General features: G+C 36.5%; 24 protein-coding genes and 1 pseudogene. 18 read left to right on the top strand and 7 right to left on the bottom strand.

Annotated elements, in window-relative coordinates; translation table 11 throughout:
- The first annotated feature begins 27 nt into the window (after positions 1–27).
- From IEV74_RS09445 to IEV74_RS09485, 9 genes are all read left to right on the top strand, one after another.
- Positions 28–642, top strand: coding sequence for a TetR/AcrR family transcriptional regulator (locus IEV74_RS09445; RefSeq protein ID WP_188455131.1), 615 nt, complete (start codon positions 28–30; stop codon positions 640–642).
- A gap of 13 nt (positions 643–655) precedes the next feature.
- On the top strand, positions 656–1360 hold the full coding sequence (locus IEV74_RS09450) for an ABC transporter ATP-binding protein (protein WP_188455132.1): 705 nt from the start codon (positions 656–658) through the stop codon (positions 1358–1360).
- Positions 1354–3588, top strand: coding sequence for an FtsX-like permease family protein (locus IEV74_RS09455; RefSeq protein ID WP_188455133.1), 2235 nt, complete (start codon positions 1354–1356; stop codon positions 3586–3588). Before IEV74_RS09450 ends, IEV74_RS09455 begins: the two co-directional genes overlap by 7 nt.
- Positions 3589–3621: 33 nt before the next feature.
- The gene (locus tag IEV74_RS09460; RefSeq protein WP_188455134.1) at positions 3622–4023 is read left to right on the top strand and encodes a DUF6157 family protein; all 402 of its coding nucleotides are present in this window, start codon (positions 3622–3624) and stop codon (positions 4021–4023) included.
- 6 nt (positions 4024–4029) lie between these two features.
- Complete coding sequence (locus IEV74_RS09465) at positions 4030–4854, top strand: helix-turn-helix transcriptional regulator (RefSeq protein ID WP_188455135.1); 825 nt, start codon at positions 4030–4032, stop codon at positions 4852–4854.
- Positions 4855–4942: 88 nt separating this feature from the next.
- Positions 4943–5365, top strand: coding sequence for a VOC family protein (locus IEV74_RS09470; RefSeq protein ID WP_188455136.1), 423 nt, complete (start codon positions 4943–4945; stop codon positions 5363–5365).
- Positions 5366–5601: 236 nt separating this feature from the next.
- Positions 5602–5925 (top strand): PadR family transcriptional regulator, encoded by a 324-nt coding sequence (locus IEV74_RS09475; protein ID WP_188455137.1) that lies wholly within the window; start codon positions 5602–5604, stop codon positions 5923–5925.
- Positions 5918–6481 (top strand): HAAS signaling domain-containing protein, encoded by a 564-nt coding sequence (locus tag IEV74_RS09480; RefSeq protein WP_188455138.1) that lies wholly within the window; start codon positions 5918–5920, stop codon positions 6479–6481. Before IEV74_RS09475 ends, IEV74_RS09480 begins: the two co-directional genes overlap by 8 nt.
- The gene (locus tag IEV74_RS09485; protein ID WP_188455139.1) at positions 6471–7271 is read left to right on the top strand and encodes a DUF4097 family beta strand repeat-containing protein; all 801 of its coding nucleotides are present in this window, start codon (positions 6471–6473) and stop codon (positions 7269–7271) included. Before IEV74_RS09480 ends, IEV74_RS09485 begins: the two co-directional genes overlap by 11 nt.
- A gap of 49 nt (positions 7272–7320) precedes the next feature.
- Here the strand turns inward: IEV74_RS09485 and IEV74_RS09490 are convergent, their stop codons facing one another.
- Positions 7321–7707 (bottom strand): SLAP domain-containing protein, encoded by a 387-nt coding sequence (locus IEV74_RS09490; protein ID WP_188455140.1) that lies wholly within the window; start codon positions 7705–7707, stop codon positions 7321–7323.
- Positions 7708–8143: 436 nt separating this feature from the next.
- Between IEV74_RS09490 and cyoE the strand changes: the two genes are divergently transcribed.
- From cyoE to IEV74_RS09505, 3 genes are all read left to right on the top strand, one after another.
- Positions 8144–9064 carry a heme o synthase gene (cyoE, locus tag IEV74_RS09495; protein WP_188455141.1) on the top strand — a complete coding sequence of 307 codons (921 nt, stop codon included), beginning with the start codon at positions 8144–8146 and terminating at the stop codon, positions 9062–9064.
- A gap of 18 nt (positions 9065–9082) precedes the next feature.
- Positions 9083–9361: a GNAT family N-acetyltransferase gene (locus IEV74_RS09500; protein ID WP_188455142.1), complete on the top strand. Its 279-nt coding sequence runs from the start codon at positions 9083–9085 to the stop codon at positions 9359–9361.
- 279 nt (positions 9362–9640) lie between these two features.
- Positions 9641–10339 carry a transporter gene (locus IEV74_RS09505; protein ID WP_229683114.1) on the top strand — a complete coding sequence of 233 codons (699 nt, stop codon included), beginning with the start codon at positions 9641–9643 and terminating at the stop codon, positions 10337–10339.
- 175 nt (positions 10340–10514) lie between these two features.
- Here IEV74_RS09505 and IEV74_RS09510 read toward each other — a convergent pair whose 3' ends face one another.
- Together IEV74_RS09510 and IEV74_RS09515 are read right to left on the bottom strand one after the other, a co-directional pair.
- Entirely contained in the window at positions 10515–11159 is a 645-nt protein-coding gene (locus IEV74_RS09510) for a response regulator (RefSeq protein WP_188455143.1), read from the bottom strand.
- A complete protein-coding gene (locus IEV74_RS09515) occupies positions 11159–12337 on the bottom strand; it encodes a sensor histidine kinase (protein WP_188455144.1) in 1179 nt (392 codons plus the stop codon). Before IEV74_RS09515 ends, IEV74_RS09510 begins: the two co-directional genes overlap by 1 nt.
- Before the next feature lie 212 nt (positions 12338–12549).
- Here IEV74_RS09515 and IEV74_RS09520 point away from each other — a divergent pair, with 212 nt between their 5' ends.
- From IEV74_RS09520 to IEV74_RS19985, 5 genes and pseudogenes are all read left to right on the top strand, one after another.
- A complete protein-coding gene (locus tag IEV74_RS09520) occupies positions 12550–12678 on the top strand; it encodes an anti-repressor SinI family protein (RefSeq protein WP_188455145.1) in 129 nt (42 codons plus the stop codon).
- A gap of 75 nt (positions 12679–12753) precedes the next feature.
- Entirely contained in the window at positions 12754–12984 is a 231-nt protein-coding gene (locus IEV74_RS09525; protein WP_188455146.1) for an excisionase family DNA-binding protein, read from the top strand.
- A gap of 18 nt (positions 12985–13002) precedes the next feature.
- Entirely contained in the window at positions 13003–13899 is an 897-nt protein-coding gene (locus IEV74_RS09530) for an RluA family pseudouridine synthase (protein ID WP_188455147.1), read from the top strand.
- Positions 13900–14154: 255 nt separating this feature from the next.
- The gene (locus tag IEV74_RS09535; protein WP_188455148.1) at positions 14155–14805 is read left to right on the top strand and encodes a VC0807 family protein; all 651 of its coding nucleotides are present in this window, start codon (positions 14155–14157) and stop codon (positions 14803–14805) included.
- Positions 14806–14872: 67 nt separating this feature from the next.
- Positions 14873–15339 (top strand): annotated as a pseudogene (locus tag IEV74_RS19985) (DUF6933 domain-containing protein).
- A 42-nt stretch (positions 15340–15381) separates the two neighbouring features.
- Here IEV74_RS19985 and IEV74_RS09545 read toward each other — a convergent pair.
- The 4 genes from IEV74_RS09545 to IEV74_RS19920 all read right to left on the bottom strand — a co-directional run bounded on the left by IEV74_RS09545 (position 15382) and on the right by IEV74_RS19920 (position 19084).
- Positions 15382–16380: a DmpA family aminopeptidase gene (locus tag IEV74_RS09545; RefSeq protein WP_188455150.1), complete on the bottom strand. Its 999-nt coding sequence runs from the start codon at positions 16378–16380 to the stop codon at positions 15382–15384.
- Between the two features lie 96 nt (positions 16381–16476).
- Entirely contained in the window at positions 16477–17835 is a 1359-nt protein-coding gene (locus IEV74_RS09550; protein ID WP_188455151.1) for an alkaline phosphatase, read from the bottom strand.
- A gap of 240 nt (positions 17836–18075) precedes the next feature.
- Positions 18076–18573, bottom strand: a complete 498-nt coding sequence (locus IEV74_RS19915) for a DUF2804 domain-containing protein (RefSeq protein WP_308418989.1) — start codon at positions 18571–18573, stop codon at positions 18076–18078.
- 34 nt (positions 18574–18607) lie between these two features.
- Complete coding sequence (locus tag IEV74_RS19920; RefSeq protein WP_308418988.1) at positions 18608–19084, bottom strand: DUF2804 family protein; 477 nt, start codon at positions 19082–19084, stop codon at positions 18608–18610.
- A 159-nt stretch (positions 19085–19243) separates the two neighbouring features.
- On the opposite strand from IEV74_RS19920, the gene IEV74_RS09560 reads away from it, so the two are divergent.
- Positions 19244–19585, top strand: coding sequence for a hypothetical protein (locus tag IEV74_RS09560; protein ID WP_188455152.1), 342 nt, complete (start codon positions 19244–19246; stop codon positions 19583–19585).
- Positions 19586–20004 lie beyond the last annotated feature (419 nt).

Consider the following 20004-nt stretch of genomic DNA (forward strand, 5'->3'; position numbering starts at 1 on the left):
CTCATTCACTTTTAAGGAGATAAAACCATGTCAGGATTACGTGAAGAGAAGAAGAAACAGAATCAACTGAATATCATTCAATCAGCTAAAAAAATATTTACGGATAAAGGGTTTCAAAATACGTCTATGGCAATGATTGCAAAGGACGCTAAAGTTGGAACAGGAACAATCTACAATTATTTCCCGTCTAAGGGGGCATTACTGCTCACCATCTTTGCAGAAGAAGTAGCACAATTAGAAAATGACAATCAATCATTAATTGCCGATTATAATGGAAATCCGGTTGAATCGATTACACAATTAATGACCGAGTTTACAGCATTTTTTGACCTTTATTCAAAGTCTTTTTGGAGGGAAATTATGCATGCAATGACAGAGGAAGCAGAAGAGAGCATACATCTGCGTCGTGGTCTATTCGGTCTGGATGAAGAAGCAATGCTTTGGGTGAGACAAATAATCGAAGAAAATGCCGATTGTTTTCTTACTCCAATAAATACCGAAGAAGCAGCAAATACAGTATATGCCGCGGCAATGATGCAAATGTTTAGTTACATTTATGACGATTCTATAACAAGAGATCAATTTTTACACAGGTTAAAGCAGCAAATCGAATTTATATTTGCTGGTAAATTAAAAGATTAACGGAGGGAAATGAATGGGTAAACTACTTGGAATAGAAGGGGTTAATAAAACGTATCAGAGTGGATTATCTTCGTTTCAAGCGTTAACAGACATAAAATTGGATATTAACAGAGGAGAAATTGTGGTTATTCTTGGTCCATCTGGTTCAGGAAAGTCGACGCTAATTAATGCGATTGGCGGGATAGACCGGGTTGATTCCGGAACAATACATGTTGATAGTGAAGATATTGTCTCTTTAAACGACAATCAATTAGTTCATTATAGACGGGAGAAGGTTGGCTTTGTTTTTCAAATGTATAATCTTATTCCAAATCTGACGGTCTATGAAAATATTGAGCTAGCAGCAAATATAAGCAAGTCACCATTAACAATCGATGAATTGATAGATGCTGTTGGTTTAACAGGAATGGCTAACCGTTTTCCGCGTGAATTAAGTGGGGGACAGCAGCAGCGTGTTTCAATTGCTCGTGCAATCGTAAGAAAGCCGGAATTGCTTTTATGTGATGAACCAACAGGTGCACTAGATTCAAAAATATCAAAGGAAATATTAAAGCTGATTCAACAGATTAATGATAAATATAATACGACAGTTCTTATCATTACGCATAATGAGGCAATAAGTGCGATGGCAGACCGAGTAATTGCACTTAAGGATGGAAAAATAGAATCGAATACCATTAACAAGCAGCCAATTGAACCAGAAGGGATTGAATGGTAGTGACTTTATGGAAAAAGCTGTTTCGCACTATTAAGGAGAAGAAGGCACAATACCTGGCTGCATGGGTCCTAATTGTTATCAGTTCAGCACTATTTTATTCGTTTACTGCTGCTGGGACTAATTTAGTTGATAACTTAGATACGTTTTATCAAACAAATCATGTTGAGGATGCGAACTTCGTTGTTCAAGACCCTCTGAAGAAAACGGATAAACTGGAAGAACAGTTTGATCTTCAATTAGAAAGAAGATTGTCCGTTGATGTACCCATGAAGGAAGATACGATTGTTAGATTGTTGAATGAGACACATTCTATTGATACGTATTCCGTAATAGAAGGTCGAAAGCTGCAATCTGATCAGGATATTTTAATTGATCAGGGATTTGCAAAAGCACATGACATTTCAATTGGTGATCAACTGGATTTATCGGGAGAACAATTTGTCGTAAAAGGAACAATGGCGATTCCTGATTATATTTACCCATTAAGGATAACATCGGGTTTTTTAAAAAATCCGAGTGCATTTGGGGTTGCAATCGTTCAGGGAGATGTATTGAAGAATATGCCGAATACACACAGCTATTATAGTGTTCGGTTTAATCAGGATAATAAGGAAACATTTAAGCATTTGCTAAACGAGAATAATCATGTGCTGCAGTGGATCGGTAAACAAGATAATAATCGGATTACATTTATTCAAGGGGATATAGCAGCCGTTAAAAAAATGGGTGAATCGTTACCAATTGGAATATTGCTGATTACGTTAGTCATTATATTAATTTTGCTGTGGCGGTTAATGAAGAAGGAATACGTCCAAATTGGCACTTTGTATGCAATCGGTTATAAAAAAAGTGAAATCGTTCGGCATTATCTTACCTATGCTGCATTGCTGGCTCTGTCTGGAAGTATCGTGGGTACGTTATTGGGCTGGTTGTTAATGCATCCATTAATCTCGGTATTTTCTGCCTACTATAATCTGCCGGTTTTAACAACAAACCCACATGCGGGCTATTTGTTGATCAGTTTATTGTTACCGCTTGTTTTCTTTGTTCCCTTAACATATATTCTAGTACGACGTGTGCTGAGAATACCTCCAGTGATATTAATGAAAGGGGGACGAATAAAAACCAAGGTTAATAAAGTTGAACGTATTTTTAAATTACGCAATTTGAAATTTGCGAAAAAGTTCATTTTGCGGGATATTTTTCGTAATCTGCCGAGGATTGGTTTTTTATCAATAGGTGTTATGTTTGCGACACTTTTATTATTGATGGGCTTTATCACGAAGGACTCGATGACATATTTGGTTCATGATAATTTTACTGAGGTTTATCATTATAAGTATGAATATACCTTCAACCAGCTGCAGACAGAACCGCCACAGTCCGGTCAGCCTGCATCAAGCATTCCTTCCGCGATAGAAACGAAGGAAGGTGATCAGTCCCTTGTTTTAACAGGATTAGAACCAGATAATTCAGCGATTCAGTTAAAGGACATGGATGGCAATCGTCTAAAATTCGATTCGGTTATTATAAATAAATCACTTGCGGACAAACTGGATATTGCAGAAGGAGATAAAATTGAAGTTACGAGTCAACTATCCAATAAAACGTTTCCCATTAGGATTGACCATATAGCAAACTCCTATCTTGGGGATATGATTTATATGCCATTGGAACAATTAAACCAGCTAAACGATTATCCTAAAGACAGCTATATGGCACTGTATTCAGATAAAGAGCTTGCCATACCAAAAGAGAAATTGGCATCAAAATCACTTACAGATAACATGGTTACGGGATTCGAGCAAATCATTCAGCCATTAAATTATGGCATCATCGCGATAGCTTTGGTTGCAGCAATTATAGCCGTTATTATTATTTATATATTAATCTCATTACTAATTGAGGAGAATTCATATAAAATTTCGCTGATGAAAGTGATAGGGTATAATGAACGTACTATTCAGAAGCTTATGATCGGATATAATGTGTGGTTTGTTATTCTGGGATTTTTTATTGCTATTCCAATTACATTAGTATCTATTTCAGCATTTCTGAACTCAATAACAGCCGAAATGAACATAACCATTCCAGTTAAAATTGATTGGGTAAATATTGCGATTAGTTTTTTTGTAATACTTGCTGCTTATTATGTTACGCTTTTACTTAATAAGCGATTATTAAAGAAAGTATCAATGCACGAAGCGATAAATAAAAGTACGGAATGAAGTAAGGATGTAATTAAATAAGGGAGGCATTATATGAGTTACACGAACACGTTTATTAAAATTTCAGAGGATTCAAACGTTACTGCCGCCATTGTACCTGCACCAAGAAATAATAAACCTACGATTGCTTCTATTGAATATGACATACTTAAGCAGAATCCATATAAATATACACAAAAGGATGTACAATTTAAAACCTACCTGATAAAGAATCAAATCGATTCGGATCAATTAGATGAACTCCGTGAGCAATTTTTTGTAAAACCTAAAGCATGTTTTAGAGCATCTCCCTTGGTTAAAAAATATGGATGGGGTTTACATTATGATGATGAAGGTAAAATTGCAATTTATGATGTAAAGAGTGAAGCGTACGAAAAGTTTCTCAGCACGGATACGATAACCATTTTAAAAGGAATGCGTTTAAAGAGAAAATAAAATAATATGAATTGGGGAATTTTTATGCAACCCTATCGTCCTATACAGCCTCCTGCATTACAAGGCAATTCTTTAGTGGACAATTATAACTATAAGGAATATCCGCCGAGTAAGAATTTAGAACCTTACGTTGCTTGCTATTGGACTGTGGACTATCAGGCATCCGATACAGATATATTGCATCGAATCATTCCCGATGGATGCGTGGATATTATCTTTGATTTGAGATCACCTTCTCTTTCAAAAGGAGCATTTGTAGCTGGGTTGATGACCAGATTCGAAGCTTTGAATCTTTCCGAAAGTCAAACCTTATTAGGTATACGCTTTTTTTCGGATACAGTGCAATACGTTTTAGGATATCCGGTTTCCAATTTTACAGAATATCATGTGTTTCTTGAGGATATATGGGGAAATGAAGCAGTGTTCATGATGGAAAAATTGATTACTGCCAATGGAATTTCAGAAAAGATTAAAAGAATTGAAGATCAATTAGTAAAGATTCTATCCTTGCATGAATTAAAAATGGAAAGATTACTGCAAACAAGCATGCAGTATATGTATGCTACCAAAGGAATGATTTCGATTCAGGTCTTAACAGAAAAGCTCTGCTATAGTGAAAGAACGATAAGAAGAACATTCCAAAAGGAGTTAGGCATCAACCCAAAGGAACTATTAAGCATTATACGATTTCAGGGTGTATTGCAGGAGACTTTTCATGATAAACAGTCACATATTACTGATATTGCGCTGCGGAATGGGTATTATGATCAGTCTCACTTTATTAACAATTTCAAACGCTACTATGGGTTAACGCCTAATCAAATTTTTTGAACTAATGAACATGTCCGTTTTTTACAATACAATGGTGAATACATTCGAGATAATAGTAACAGATTAGAGGAGGAGGTATCGTTAATTTATGAAACCACGAATCACTGTAATTACATTAGGGGTAGATGATTTGGAGAAATCATTGGAATTTTACCGGGACGGACTGGGACTGCCGACAGAAGGCATTGTTGGCAAGGAATTTGAACATGGAGCTGTTGCCTTCTTTGATTTACAGGCAGGGTTAAAGCTTGCTATTTGGAAGCGAGAGGATCTCGCATATGAAACAAAGGTAGAGCTATCCCCAGCAAGTCCGACTGAATTTACGATTGGCCATAATGTAGGCAGCAAAAAGGAAGCTGACCTGGTAATGGCACAAGCGAAAAAGGCTGGTGCTACGATCACGGACCCAGCACACGATACTTTTTGGGGCGGGTATTCCGGTCACTTTCAGGATCCAAATGGCCATTTATGGGAAGTGGCTTGGAACCCAGCTTGGAAGCTTGAGGACTAAAATGCTGTAAATGAAAAAGAGATTAACTGATGGGCTTGATCCAAATTAGGATGAAGTCCCTTTTTTTGCTCATTAAAAAAATAATAATTATTTCCTAAAGATACTTTTTGAAGTAATTTTAGTTTAGTACCTTGCATTGAATAATACTGCATGGTATATTTTATTGACCGGTACTATATAATGAATAGTACCAGTCAATAACTGTTAGAGCAAAATTGAATATGGAGTGATCTACAATGGACGTTCAATTTAAAAAAGGTGTTTTAAAGCTTTGTGTCCTCGTCTTACTGGATAAGCAAGATCGTTATGGTTATGAACTAGTTCAAAAAATATCTGACCAAATTGAGATATCAGAAGGTTCTGTGTACCCGCTATTAAGACGATTAAAAAAAGAAGAATACTTCACAACATATCTGCGGGAATCGACAGAGGGTCCATCGCGCAAGTACTACAAGCTGACAGAAAAAGGCAGAGAATACCTTCACGAACTAATGCAAGAGTGGAAGGTGTTTTCGCAAGGTGTCAATCAATTAATAAAGGAAGGTGTTAACAGTGACTAAATTTCAATTCTTAAACCAGCTGAATTCATCCCTAAAAGGGCTTTCTTCTGAAGAGCGTGAGGATATTTTGCAGGACTTTGAGGAGCATTTTGCGAATGGTTCTGTGGAAGGTAAAAGTGAGGAACAAATTGCTGATTCATTGGGTTCGCCAAATCAGATTGCGAAAGAATTACTTGCCACCTATCATTTGGAAAAAGTAGAAACAACGGCTACGACAGGTAACATCATTCGGGCAGTTTGGGCTGTTATAGGCTTAGGGTTTTTCAACTTAATTATTGTGCTTGGACCATTTATTGGGTTAGCTGCAGTGGTGTTTGCCGGCTGGGCATCTGGGATTGCATTTATAGTCTCCCCGCTATTGTTATTAATTGATATCGTAATATACCCAGGTGGATTCGAATGGTTTGAATTATTTTTCTCCATGGCGCTATGTGGAGCGGGGATTTTTATAACTGTTGGCATGTATTACGGCACAAAGGTATTAATGGCACAGTTTCTGCGGTATTTGAAATATAATGTATCACTTGTGAAAGGTGGGTTAAAAAATGATGAATAGAAAAAAACTTTTTACCATTGCACTCATGCTTATATTGGTTGGTTTAATCGGAAGTATCATTACATTTAATTCTATAAATAACCCCGTTACAGTCGATGAGAAAAAAATAATAAATAATAATGACATTGCAAATGTTGAAATTGATGCAGATAATGAACAGGTAGAAATTATTTCAACAAAGGATTCAACAACAAAAGTAGAGCTAATAGGTAAGAGTTCATCGGATAAGGAAAATTATTTATCTGCAGATGTGAAAGGAAACACATTGGCTATTGAAGTCAATGATCATAACATGTTTCATTTCTTTGATTTTATTGGCACATCCCTAACATTAAAAGTATATTTACCCGAGAAAATGTATGAAACATTGCAGGTGGACATCGATAATGGAAGTGCACACGCAGAGCAGTTAAACATTAAAGAGATTCACGCTGAAACGAATAACGGGCATATTGAATTGGAAGACATTATGGCTCATTATGTTAATGTTGCTTCAGATAATGGAAAACTATCGCTTAGAAATGTTGAAGGGGAAATTGAAGGGGAAACGGATAATGGAGAAATATCCCTGGTAACTAAAAATTTAGATCGTCCAATTGAACTGGAATGTGATAATGGCAGAATTACTATTCAAACCGACCGTGAGCCAACAAATGCAACATTTAATGTACATGTTGATAATGGTGACATTAATATTTTTGATAAGTATAGTGGTAATGCCGTTTTTGGTAATGGAGAATACGTAATTAAATTGGAAACCAATAACGGGGAAATTTCAGTAACAAAATAAAATGGCGCATGGGTGGGATGTCTGCCCATGCCGTTTTTAACTTTGGAAATTATTCCGAATCAACTATTTCTAATTTCCCATTCTTCAGTGCTGCACGAATCCGCATACTGTCAACTGGGAAAATAAATGTCCATGGCATACTGGTCTGTGGCTCAATAACCAGTGAAGGGATTGTAAAGGAATGTTCTGCAACTATTTGATTGCCCTCTATATACCGCATTTTTGTATTATGAAAAGAAAGATCCTGCTGAGTTGTATTGTGGATAAGAACTGTAATCAATAAGTGATTTTTGTGGTTTATTGCCTGCCATAATGGTGACAGATAAATGCTATTAACTGTATCGAACACTGCATCCGAAAAAGCCCGTTCAATTTGTTTGCGATCTTTATTGGAAATAGTCTTGGACCATGCTGATTCAAATGTAAGATTTTGCACTTAACCTTCGCCTCCTTTGTGGGTATACATTAATTTTAAAGCAGAGATTGAAGATAATGCAATATACTTACTGGGAAATGATTTATTGAATGGTGGAGAAAAAAGCTACAAGGACCTTTTAGGAACCGTGTAGCTTTATCTCCAAACTATCCTCATGAAGAAGGGCGGTTTGGACCATGCAGCTTCTTACCACCTTTTGTACCTGAACGTAATGCGTTTATTTCTTCTTTACTTTTGTGTTTACTTTTGCTTTTCTTTGTCATATCAAAACCTCCTTCCTATTAGTTTGTCTTGTTTTAGATAAAAGATAAGCTGGAAAATCAATTGATTATGTAACCATATTGCTTAATTATTTTCACCAAAACCATTACAATGGGAAGGAGTATAATTTTAATATGCATGTTTTTTTGTACAGCTTTGAAGGGGAAGATATGTAATGAAAGAAAATCCATCGATTACGGATATAGGAGAGAAGCAAACTACATCCATTTTCATAGATCTAAAGGAACTTTTAAAAGGAATCGTATTAATTGCTAATGTCCTTCCTGTTTTTACAGGATTCTGGCTGGCGCTTTACTTTACTGATTCGGCATTTGCTGCGTATTGGGATGTTTTCGTACTGACAATTGCTGGAAGTACATTGATAATGGCAGGTGCATTGATACTAAACAATTGGTATGAGGTCGATCTTGATACCGTCATGCAGCGAACCAAAAGACGACCAACTGTTACCGGGAACATTTCCATGAACGTTATATTATGGGTAGGGATTTCAGCGAGTATACTTGGTTTTGTTTTGCTGCTATTCACATCAGTTGAAGCAAGTATATATGCATTTGTTGGATGGTTTACGTATGTTGTTTTGTATACATTCTGGTCAAAGCGAAAGTATACACTTAATACAATAATTGGAAGTGTTTCCGGTGCAGTTACACCTTTAATTGGATGGGCTGCAATAGATTCAGCTTTCCATGTTGTTCCGATTATGCTGTTTATTATCCTGTTTATTTGGCAAATTCCTCATACATTTTCCATTGCAATAAAACGGTATGATGAATATAAAGCAGCAGGAGTTCCAATGCTTCCAGTCGTCCATGGCTTTGAGCTTACCAAAAGGCAAACGTTAGTATATATTGTATGTTTATTGCCGCTGCCTTTTTATCTTATGTCATTAGGGACAGCTTTTGTTGTGGTAGCCACTATTTTAAATATTGTTTGGATAGTGGTTGGGGCTAGTGGATTTTTTATGAAAAATGATCGGAAATGGGCACGCATAAATTTTGTGTTCTCATTAAATTATTTGACAATCTTATTTCTTATGATGATTATTGTTACATTGCCTATGTTTCATAGTTAATATACAAGGAGGAGTATAATGGTTACCATTAGAAAAGGTGAAAATAAATTCTTCGTTGGAGAAAATGAAAAAGATCCGTTAGCAGAGATAACCTTTGTTCCATCCGACAATGATAAAATAATTATTGAGCATACATTTGTTTCGGAGGACCTTCGCGGAGAAGGGGTTGCTGGAAAGCTTGTTGAAAAGGCAGTTAATTATGCAAGGGATGAGGGGAAAAAGATAATTCCCGAATGTTCTTATGCTAAAAAGAAGATGGAGAATACTCCAGCATATCATGATGTTCTTGCAAAATAGCCACATGAAATAAATCAGGATTTCCCTTTTTAGGGAACCTGATTTTATTTTATATGGCAGTTCCAAAATGCTGTTGCTTTTAATACAAATGGCAAAACTGTAACGTAAGTATTTTGCTGAGTTTGAAATTTTGTGTCTATCCGTACCCGCATCCCGTGTACACTCCGCTTTCTGAAACGCCTGTTAATTAAGCCAGGTTAACGACAGGATTTTGATCGATAAACACTTAACTGCGATTTTTATATAATAGAAATAAGAGAGATTTAAAAGAGGGGTAGTATGCAACAAATAATGAAAACGACATACGAGAGTATTATGATACTGCTTGTCATGCTTACAATCGTTACGCTTTGGAGTGAAAACACATACAACTCAACAATAAATTGGATTGTGTGGGCAGTGTTTTTTATAGACTTTGTCGTCCGATTAACCGTATCTAAGGAAAAGTGGAACTTTATCAAGCAAAATCCATTTCTTGTGATTGCCATTATCCCATTTGATCAATTTTTCCAGATTGCCAGAATCGTACGCATCATATACTTATTCCGAATAAAGACGATTACGAAATATTATATTTCACCCTATATTGAAAAACTATCCTTTCAATCCATGAGTCTAATCGGATCTATAATTCTTGTAATATTGTTTGCTGAATCCCTATTTATTTGGAATGTAGAAAGCTCTATACAAACTTATTATGATGCATTGTTCGTTGTATTTGGCTATTTACTGTTTTTTGGACACGAAATTTATATAATTGGGAACCAGGCAGCAATCTGGACTTTAACTGGTATTTCTATTTTAGGAATTGTTGTTCAGGGAATCGCATTGCAATGGGCATTTACAAAGGTAGAAACGTTAGCTGACAAATATCGAAAGAAGAAAAAGTCCAATCCAATACCGGAATCGGATAAACAATACAGCAGCAATCAATATAAGAAAAATGATACAAGTGAAAAGCAAAGAATTAATTCGTGATGTATTTGCGCCCTCACTATCTCTAAATTTCACTGATTTAATGCCGAAAAGCCAAAATGCTAAACTAACTGATACCAAGATTGGATGCTTGTTAATAAATAGCGATCATAATGACTATATTGCTGATGATTCCCGTTCTAGGGAAACCGGATCACCACTTGGGTACCGAGCAAGCCTAGTTTTCATTTTTTAATCGAATAATTGCCTCTCTCCTTGTCCTGACTTCAAGTTTTTTATATAAAGATGAAGTATAGTTCTTTACTGTTCCGATTGATAAAAACAGCTTCCTGGCAATTTCAGCATTTCTGAAACCTTGTACAAGCAAGTTTGCGATTTCCATTTCTCTTTCTGATAATCCAAACTTATTCCATGCTTTATCATGAAGGTTTTCATTATGCCAGCTATGTAATAGTTCTTTTATAGATGAAGCGGCTGTCTGAGGGATTTGCATCTTGCCTGTTAATGCATCTTTAATTGAGGTGATAATTTTTTCCGTTTCCCAATCTTTTAATAAAAAGCCGCTTGCTCCATTGGAAATTGCCTCCATAACATCATGGCCGTTTGTGTGTGAAGTCAGCATAAGAATATAAATGCCGGGGTGTTTATCCTTTATTATTCTGGTAGCTTCTACTCCACTTAGGACTGGCATCTGAACATCCATCAATATTACATCGGGATCCAGGCGTGCTAGCTGAATTGCCTCTTTACCGTTGCTAGCCGTTCCAATAACATTAAAATCATCCTGAAGCATGAGAATTGTTTCAAAACCATCACGAATTATTGGATGATCATCTGCAATAGCTATACGAATTGCATCCATTAGCTAGGGACCTCCATCGATTGAAAACCTTTATTTGCTATTGGAATTGAAATAGATAAGGAACATCCATTTTCGGGCTCTGTCCATATTTCCATCCTGCCGCCAATTGCAGTTATACGTTCATTCATAGCGGTTAGCCCAAACCCGTATTCCATTTCTTTCGCAGCTGTAGTTCCATCATCACTTAATTTAAAGAGAATCCTGCCATCCAGTTCTTTTAAGGAAAAATGAAATTGAGTTGCTTTTCCATGCTTTATGCCATTTGTTAAACCTTCTTGTAACGAACGATAAATCGCAAGCTCTTGATCGGGTCTGAGCTTTTGTATGTCGGAAATGTTTTTTGTGATTGTTATGTCGGATTGCTGTGATGTACTTTTAAGTAAGTCTTCTAAACGATTTTTAAAATTGATAAATAAGGGGTTGTCATGTAGGGTCCTAGATGATTTTCGAATGTCACGTAAACTCCTTTTTACCTGTTCCTGAACAATATCTAATTTATCTAAAGCTTTATCTATTTGACCGTTTGCATGCAGTTGTTTACTAGACTCGAGTCCTACTAAAGTAGTAGTGAGTGTATGACCAACCGTATCATGAATCTCCCGGGAAAGCCGTACACGTTCTTCAATCAATGTCTTTTCTTCCAATTCCGTGTTAATGATTTGCAGGTGCTGATAAGCCATTTCTAATTCCTGGCTTTGCTGTTGTGAGCGCCTGGCCATATAACTAAATCCGAAAATTAACCAATATTCAAGCATTCGCGGGATGACAAAACTAACCACATCAAATGGTGGAAAATCAAGATTAATGTATACACCTAACGCAAATGCTGCATAGCACAAAAATGTAAACGGAACACTTATAGCCAAGCGATAATAAAAAGCTGCTTCGGCAAGCAATATGAAAAAATTAATTTGCGGAACAAACGACCCATCTATAATTTGGATAGCGAAAGCAAGCAAGAATTGAATGCTTAATATTATCGCTGCCGCAGTTGATTTCATTGGTATAGATGCAATTGGCAGGATGGAGTATCTAATAATCTGTAAGAGGATAAAACTGGCAGTAAATGCAGCTATAACACCCTGGCTATCCGGGTTATTTTTATAGAGAAACAAAAAAGCAACGAATAATGAAATGTATAAAATTACGGAAATCGTTCGTGCAGAATTATTCTTCATATTATCCCCTCAAATTTTTAAAATTTTCCAGTAATATAGGTACATTTTAGCATAAATTGGCATATGTTACCACTTGCATTCTTAATTTGTCGAATAGTCATATTATTAGCCTGAAGGTCATTAAAAAAGTCACATATTTACCTTTACCTGTTTACATTGATATTTACGCCATTACAATAAAATTAGAATACAATTTGGGGGAGAATGTGAACATGATTGAAACAAAAAAGGAGCTAGATACGGAGTGGGTCGAGTTAATTAAAGAAGCAAAGGAATTAGGAATAACCATTGAGGAAATTCAACAGTTCTTGGAAAGTTGTTCAAAACCAGTTATATATTAAAAGTCCTTCCTATTCATTATTGCGTATTTCCTTTATAATGTACTAAATGCCCCAAGAGAAAGGATCAACCATACATTGTACCTTACAATTAAAGAGACTGCAGAATATTTATCGATTGATGAATCTAAAATTAGAGCATTCGTTTTGCAAAATCGTATCCGATCTGTATATGATGGTAAACAATATCTAATAAATAAAGAGCAATTTACAACACATTTTGATCAGATAGAGAAATATAGAAAAATGATCGAGGAATATCTTAGTGAGCCAATTCCAGAAGACATTGATGTGAAAGACGAAGACTAAAGACTGAGGAGTACAGCAATGAAATACAAACACAAGGGTCGAAATAATACACTTACATATAATGTTGAAGAAAGTATTGAATTACTGCCCTTTTTATTACAGGTTATGTCCAACCGCAGCCGTAATTCGGTAAAGTCTATTCTTACGCGCGGCCAAGTGACAATTGATGATCATATTGAAACAAAACATAACTATGCCTTACAGCCGGGACAAACAGTTACAGTTTTAAAAAATAAAGCCGCAATAAAGGAAAGCCAGTTGATTGGCATGACCATTTTGTACGAGGATGAAGATATTATTGTTATTAATAAAGAAGCTGGCTTACTTTCCATCGCAACACAAAAAGAGAAGAGGCGTACAGCACATCACCAGCTAATGGAGCATGTTCAGAGGGAAAGTTCAGAAAATCGAATTTTTGTCGTTCATCGACTGGATAAGGATACATCGGGAGTTATGATGTTTGCTAAAAGTGAAAAAGTTAAGCGCACGCTGCAAAATGCTTGGAAAGAAAATGTGAAAGAACGTACCTATGTGGCGCTTGTAGAAGGGGAAGTTAAGAAGCCTAAGGGCTACATATCATCATGGTTGAAAGAAAGCAGTACACACATGATGTACTCAAGCTCAACTAAACATGATGGTTTGCATGCAATTACACATTATAAAGTGGTGCAATCTAATAAAAGCTTCTCTTTATTGGAAGTCCAGCTCGAAACAGGGCGTAAAAATCAAATTCGTGTCCATATGCAGGATCTAGGTCATTCAGTCGTTGGTGATAAGAAATATGGTTCAACAGGAAATGCAATTGGGCGACTTGGTCTTCACGCAAAGGTGCTGCTGTTTACGCACCCCGTAACGGGAAAACTGCTCCGTTTTGAAGCGCCTGTACCGAAGTCGTTTTTAACGAAGTCGAAATAATCCATAAAAAGTGTTGCATCTTCCGTTACGTAACCCTGTATAATGTTATTAATATTGATACGGGGGGTTTTTATGTATCCGATAGGAAAGTTAGCGGAAATGAGTAATGTAACTGTATGTACTTTACGTTATTATAACGAAATAGGTTAAATGAAAATAGATTAGAAGGTTTCTATCAATTTGATAAAAATGTCGTAAATTTTATTGAAAAGGCTTGCGAGTATTTATTTAAAAACCCCAAACAGGTGAAAATATATGAAGAAAAACATTGTAATTCTTGATTTAATATGCTACGCAGCCATCCCATATCTTATTTGGACACATGGTAGAGAGCCATTCGGTGATTATGCTGCTTTGTTATTATCCACTGTACCTGGTTTTATTTACACCATCTACCGATTTATAATTGAGCGTCAATTTAATATAGCGGGAATGTTTATACTGGGATCCTTATTTATCAGTACAACGGTTAATTTACTCTCTTCTTCTGCAGAAAGTATGCTTTGGAATCAAGTTTATTTGGGGTTCTGTTATGCAGCCATATACCTATTATCTGTCGTGTTTAAAAAACCATTAGCACTTTATTTTGCAGTAGATTGGGCATATTTGCAAGGATATCCACGAAAAGGCAGTCAAGCATTATATTCATCTAAAGGGCTATTTATATGGTTCCAAGTATTAACCTTATTATTTGTTATAAGGGGTTTATTTCAAAACCTATTAAAAGCATGGCTAATCCAATCGTATGGTGTTGATGGTTATAGTAGTGTACTTATATATATGCAAATAAGTGGATGGGTATTTAGTGGACTGGTTGCGATTGGTTACTTTTTAGTTTTTAAGAAAGTTGATAATTATTTAACGAAGCAAAATTATGTGGACTCTGAAACACCAGTTAATAGTTAAGCTTAAAATATGAGTGGAAAGGTGTGTAGAATGTTACTCCTCCAGCTAAAAAGAGTTATCTGATCAAATGAACATAAGGATTTCAAAAGAACAATTGATAGAAAACGATCGCTTATATTCATGGCATGCGCATGTATTTTTGTATAAACGGAAAAAATATTGCCTCGTTATGAATAATGAACAAGGTACAACTTTATTATAGGTGGCAGCCTAAGAAAAAAGGAATTCAGTCAATTCGATTTGCTGGTGAAAAAGGGGATACAAGATAATTTTTTGGCAGATGGATTTGATAAGAATGTTATAGAAACCTATCTGGAAGAATGTGAGTCTGTTGAATATGCTCCAATAAGTGATCGAAGGGTGATTTCCCAAATTAATGAAATGATTAGGGTGACAAAGCACGTTGTAGAATATGAAGGACTATCTGGAATAGAGGAACATATAAGCAAATTAAATCGGTTTAACAATGATTTTGTCATGCTTAGTTTACCAGATACTTACCCGATTAAAGCCATGAGGATAGCCTTAAAATAAATATTGAGGATGAATAACTTATAAGTTACTCATCCTTTTAAATTATTCCGCATCTGGTAATGGAGCCTTCTCCACAACGCGACCTTTCCGACCTTCCGTTGAGTCAGCTTTTTTCAGCGAGTTAATAATCGCTTCTTCAGTTGATTCAATAACTGCCTGGAAAAGCTGATTCATAACTGGATGATCATCACGAATATATGTCACAGATTCCATGGCTGTATCAGTGAAATGGGTACAGCGATTTGCTGTTGAAAATGCAATCGCAATATCTCCGCTTCCGTTATCAATATGGCTGCCTGTCCGTCCTAGTCCAGCAGCACATCTTTTTGCAAGTCGCTTTAGCTGTCGATCATAAAGCGGGGCATCTGTGGCAATAATCATCATGATGGAACCATCCGGTGTGTCTAGCGCCTTATCCTCCCAATTCGCAAAAAGGGCATCTCCCCGTTTTCCGAAATTGCTTAATACAAGACAGCCAACCGTAAAGTTTTCGTTGTTAACAGAAACAACCCGTGATGCCGTACCAATACCGCCTTTATACCCGAAGCAGACCATACCTTTTCCAGCACCGACCGCACCTTCTTCAACAGGTTCATTTTTGGCGTTTTTGATCGACTGAACGGCATGCTCACGTTTTACAGCTTGATGGCGGATCGAGTTCAAATAACTATCATTGCACTCACCTGCTACAATATTAATAGTGCTAGTTGAATCACCAATCTCTTTATTCTCTTCTAGCATATAGTCCAGTGTCCCTTGAATGACAGGACCAACGCTAAACGTGTTAGTCAGCATAATTGGCGATTCGATTAAACCGAGCTCCTCAACCTGCACAAGACCAGCAGTTTTTCCATATCCATTTATGACACAACTTCCTGCACGGGTTTTTTCGTTGAAAAGATTTCCTTCATGAGGGAGAATAGCTGTCACACCAGTACATATCGTGTCCTCTTCATTCAGTTTCTCATACAAGGTAACATGCCCGACTTTTACACCTTGAATGTCGGTAATGCAATTGTTTGTTCCTTTTGGAAGCCCCATATATGTATACTCCTTTTAATTGACTGATTTTTTATTTAGTATAGCAAAAGACAGAAAAGATTGGTGCCATAATGTAAATATGGCACCAATCAATAACTACTTCAAAAATTCAAATACTTCATTAGCGATATCTGTGTTATCAATTAGACCGGAGAATACGTCACTTTTTGGACCATATGCATAAACAGGAACATCAACGCCTGTATGCCCGCCGGTCGTAAATCCAATACCCGCCCGATCGTTAAATACCTTAGAAATCGCACTGTATAAAGTGTCAAAATCATTGGTGGCATAGGCTTCTTTAACAGCAGTAAGCTCCTCTTCTGTAAAATCAAATTCTACATAATCTGACAATACATCCTCAACTGAGGCCCCATCCATGATTTCTTGCGCCATAAATTCTGGAGTACGCTTTGCAGCTTTGATTACTTCTGGATTCATATTATATTCACCATCACGGCCGATTGAAAATCCGCCTGTTGAATGATCTGCTGTTAAAACCACTTGTGTGTGTTTGTCTTTTTTAGCAAATTCAATAACCGCTTCAAATGCTTTTGCAAAGTCTTCCATTTCACTCATTGCACCAACAGAATCATTGGCATGTCCTGCCCAGTCAATTTGGCTGCCTTCAACCATGAGGAAAAACCCATCTTTGTCTTCACTCAGCTGTTCCAATGCTGTAGTTGTCATTTCCTTAAGTGTTGGAGTAGTCTCGTTACGGTCGATTGCTTTTGGAAGCCCAACTGGTGCAAATAAACCTAGTAGCTTATCACTCTCATTTGCCAGCATTTCTTCTGTTGAGGTCACATAATTGTAGCCATCTTGTTTAAACTCATCGATGAGATTCCGATCATTGCGGTCAAAATAGCTGGTGCCGCCGCCAAGCATTATATCAACCTTGTGTTTGCCCTTTATCAAATCGTCAAAATAATCATCGGCGATATCATTGTAATTATTCCGTGAAACATCGTGCGCTCCAAAAGCCGCCGGTGTTGCATGATTGATTTGCGATGTTGCAACTAGACCAGTTGCCATGCCGTTTTCCTTAGCGGCTTCTAGTACAGTCCCAACTGGCTTTCTGTCATTATCAACAGAGATAGCTCCATTGTATGTTTTTATTCCGGCTGCCATTGATGTTGCCGCTGCCGCTGAATCTGTAACGTTTTCTTCTGGATCATCAGGATGTGTTGTTGCCATCCCTGCAAAATGTTCGTCAAAAATCGTCTTTTCCTTTTGCGGTGTTCGGGGATCATCTTTCATATAACGATATGCCGAAGTATAAGCTGGACCCATTCCATCCCCAATAAGCACAATTACATTTTTAACCTTGCCATGATTAGGGGACTTTCCTTTTGCTTTACCGCTGTCCGCACTTAGGTTCGTTCCATTCGTCCCAATTAAGCTACCCACAGCCAGTACACAAATAGTTACGAAAATCCATACTTTTTTCTTCATGATTCTCCTCCTTGAAAATGTAGTTTGTCTTTCAACTAATATGGTAATTGAAAATAATAGTTTTCAAAATAGTAGATTAGTTGTGAAATAATTGGTCACATTTTAATTTGAAGAGTCAACGTAAAGCATGTGTAAATATCTGGTCTGAATGTATTGGAAAAATTAATTCCAGCTTCATAATTGCAAAAGAACTGTCGAAAAACAGTAGATTTTGCCGGGTAATAATGTACTAGTTGTTATTCACCATTTTGCCTTGTGATCTTCTATGCACCCGTGCAGTCCGTCAACATGAAGAACGTTGCCGTTTGCAAGTTTTATTTTTCCATCATAATGCCCGACCATCTGGTGTACATTCGATTTTACGATAAGTGCATTGGATATTGCGGTTCGTTCAAAATATGGGTGGAAGGTGAGAGATACTTGATCAGTAATCTTGCTTTCAATTCTCCATGGTTTCATGTAGTCATTACTGTCATAAATAAATTCAACATCCTCACCGATTTTCGTGATGATTCCATTTAAAATTACTGCATTTTCAGTTGAACCAGTATTATCTGTCCATTGTCCGCCAAAATTTAAACCGATTATATCATCACCTTGTTTGCCAGATGCCATTCCCCAATTCCATTTACTATGACGCGGCCAAATCCCACGACCATAATCCAGCACAGCAAAATCCCTCTCTGGGTTAAATGTAAAGGTTTTGTCACCAACACTGAAACTGCCCTCAGCAGGCAGACAGTGGTGTTTTGCGGTGAATTGAAATGTTTTTTCATTCGTTTAACGTATCCAGTTTTTCAGGGTAATGTATGTTTATTTCGGCCCGTAAAGATTCCCCGCCAAAATCAGTACAATCGACTTTTAGTGATACATGATTTTTATTCCAGATAAAAAATATTCCCATATCTTTATGTATTACCTCAACACTGCCCTCAACATCACTTGGCATAGCACATTTCAAGCCAAATGGGATCATAAACGTTTTTTCATAAAAGGTCTTCGTACGATATTCTAAATAATAGACAAAACAAACCACAGCATAATCCAAATTGCTAATTGTCGCGGAAAACATAGCATCTTGACCAAAAACACACCAATAATTCCATTTTTTCTTTCTCATGAATTGACCTGACAGATTAGATGTGACGAATGGTTTCTTGGCCCAACCAATACTTTCCTTATTCAGCTGGCCTTGATCATCACAAAGCAAAACAGGGTGGGTGATTTCTCTTTCATTGTTAATAACCATGCGAGATACTCCTTTTTACTGATTCATCCTTTAATAGATTCGACATTTAATGCTGCTATCCTTTTAGTTTCGGAAATATACTGTATAAAGAATTTTATAATAATGATAAAATAGCAGGGAGCGGTCTACTCGCTTTACCTTAAGGAAGGAGGGGGAAAGTTGGATAAGAAGAAATTATGCAATCTAGTGCTATTTCTAGCATTTAGTATAGTGATTCTAAGTCAGCCATTTCAAATAGTTTCTCAGATAAATGTCAGCCAGGTTGATCAACCCACAGTTAAATCTGCAGGGTTTATTTCAGATGTAGATGCTGCCCATATAACTAGCCCTTTAAACCTGCCGAATCATGACGAACATAAATCTGATCCAATAATTCCCCCTGTTAAAAAGGTTGTTTGCCTAACTGCATCTATTCCGTATCAGTTTAGTTTTGTTCGAAATACAACAGAATCTGCGGGATTTTTAGATGTAAAGAAATATCAATCGAATTACCTCTCTTAATTCGTATTAGTATAAACATGATTCAATTCGCTTTCTATAGCAATTAGAAGGTTTATTTATCGTGGAAAATAATACGTTGAAAGAGGGAATGGTAAATGAAACAAAATAATAAATCATACTGGAAAGAATCACTAGAGTGTTATATGTATATAGGTTTATTTATGTTCTTGTTTATTGGCACCTTTATCATAAGCGGTCAACTTACAGGGACTGATTGGATAGGGTATTTTAAAGGATTTTCATGGGAATTTAATACAGATGTTTTTAAGTAGCTGTATAATTTAAATTATAGATGGTTATAACCCGAACAGGTTGTCTTTTTGTAGAGATAGCTCAATCAAAAAAATAAGCAGCCGCCTTTGCTGCTTATTTTTTTGATGAATTTATACAAAATCATTCAAGCCTTAATTGTTGCGATA

Source organism: Virgibacillus oceani (genome assembly GCF_014638995.1).
Taxonomy (GTDB): domain Bacteria; phylum Bacillota; class Bacilli; order Bacillales; family Amphibacillaceae; genus Virgibacillus_E; species Virgibacillus_E oceani.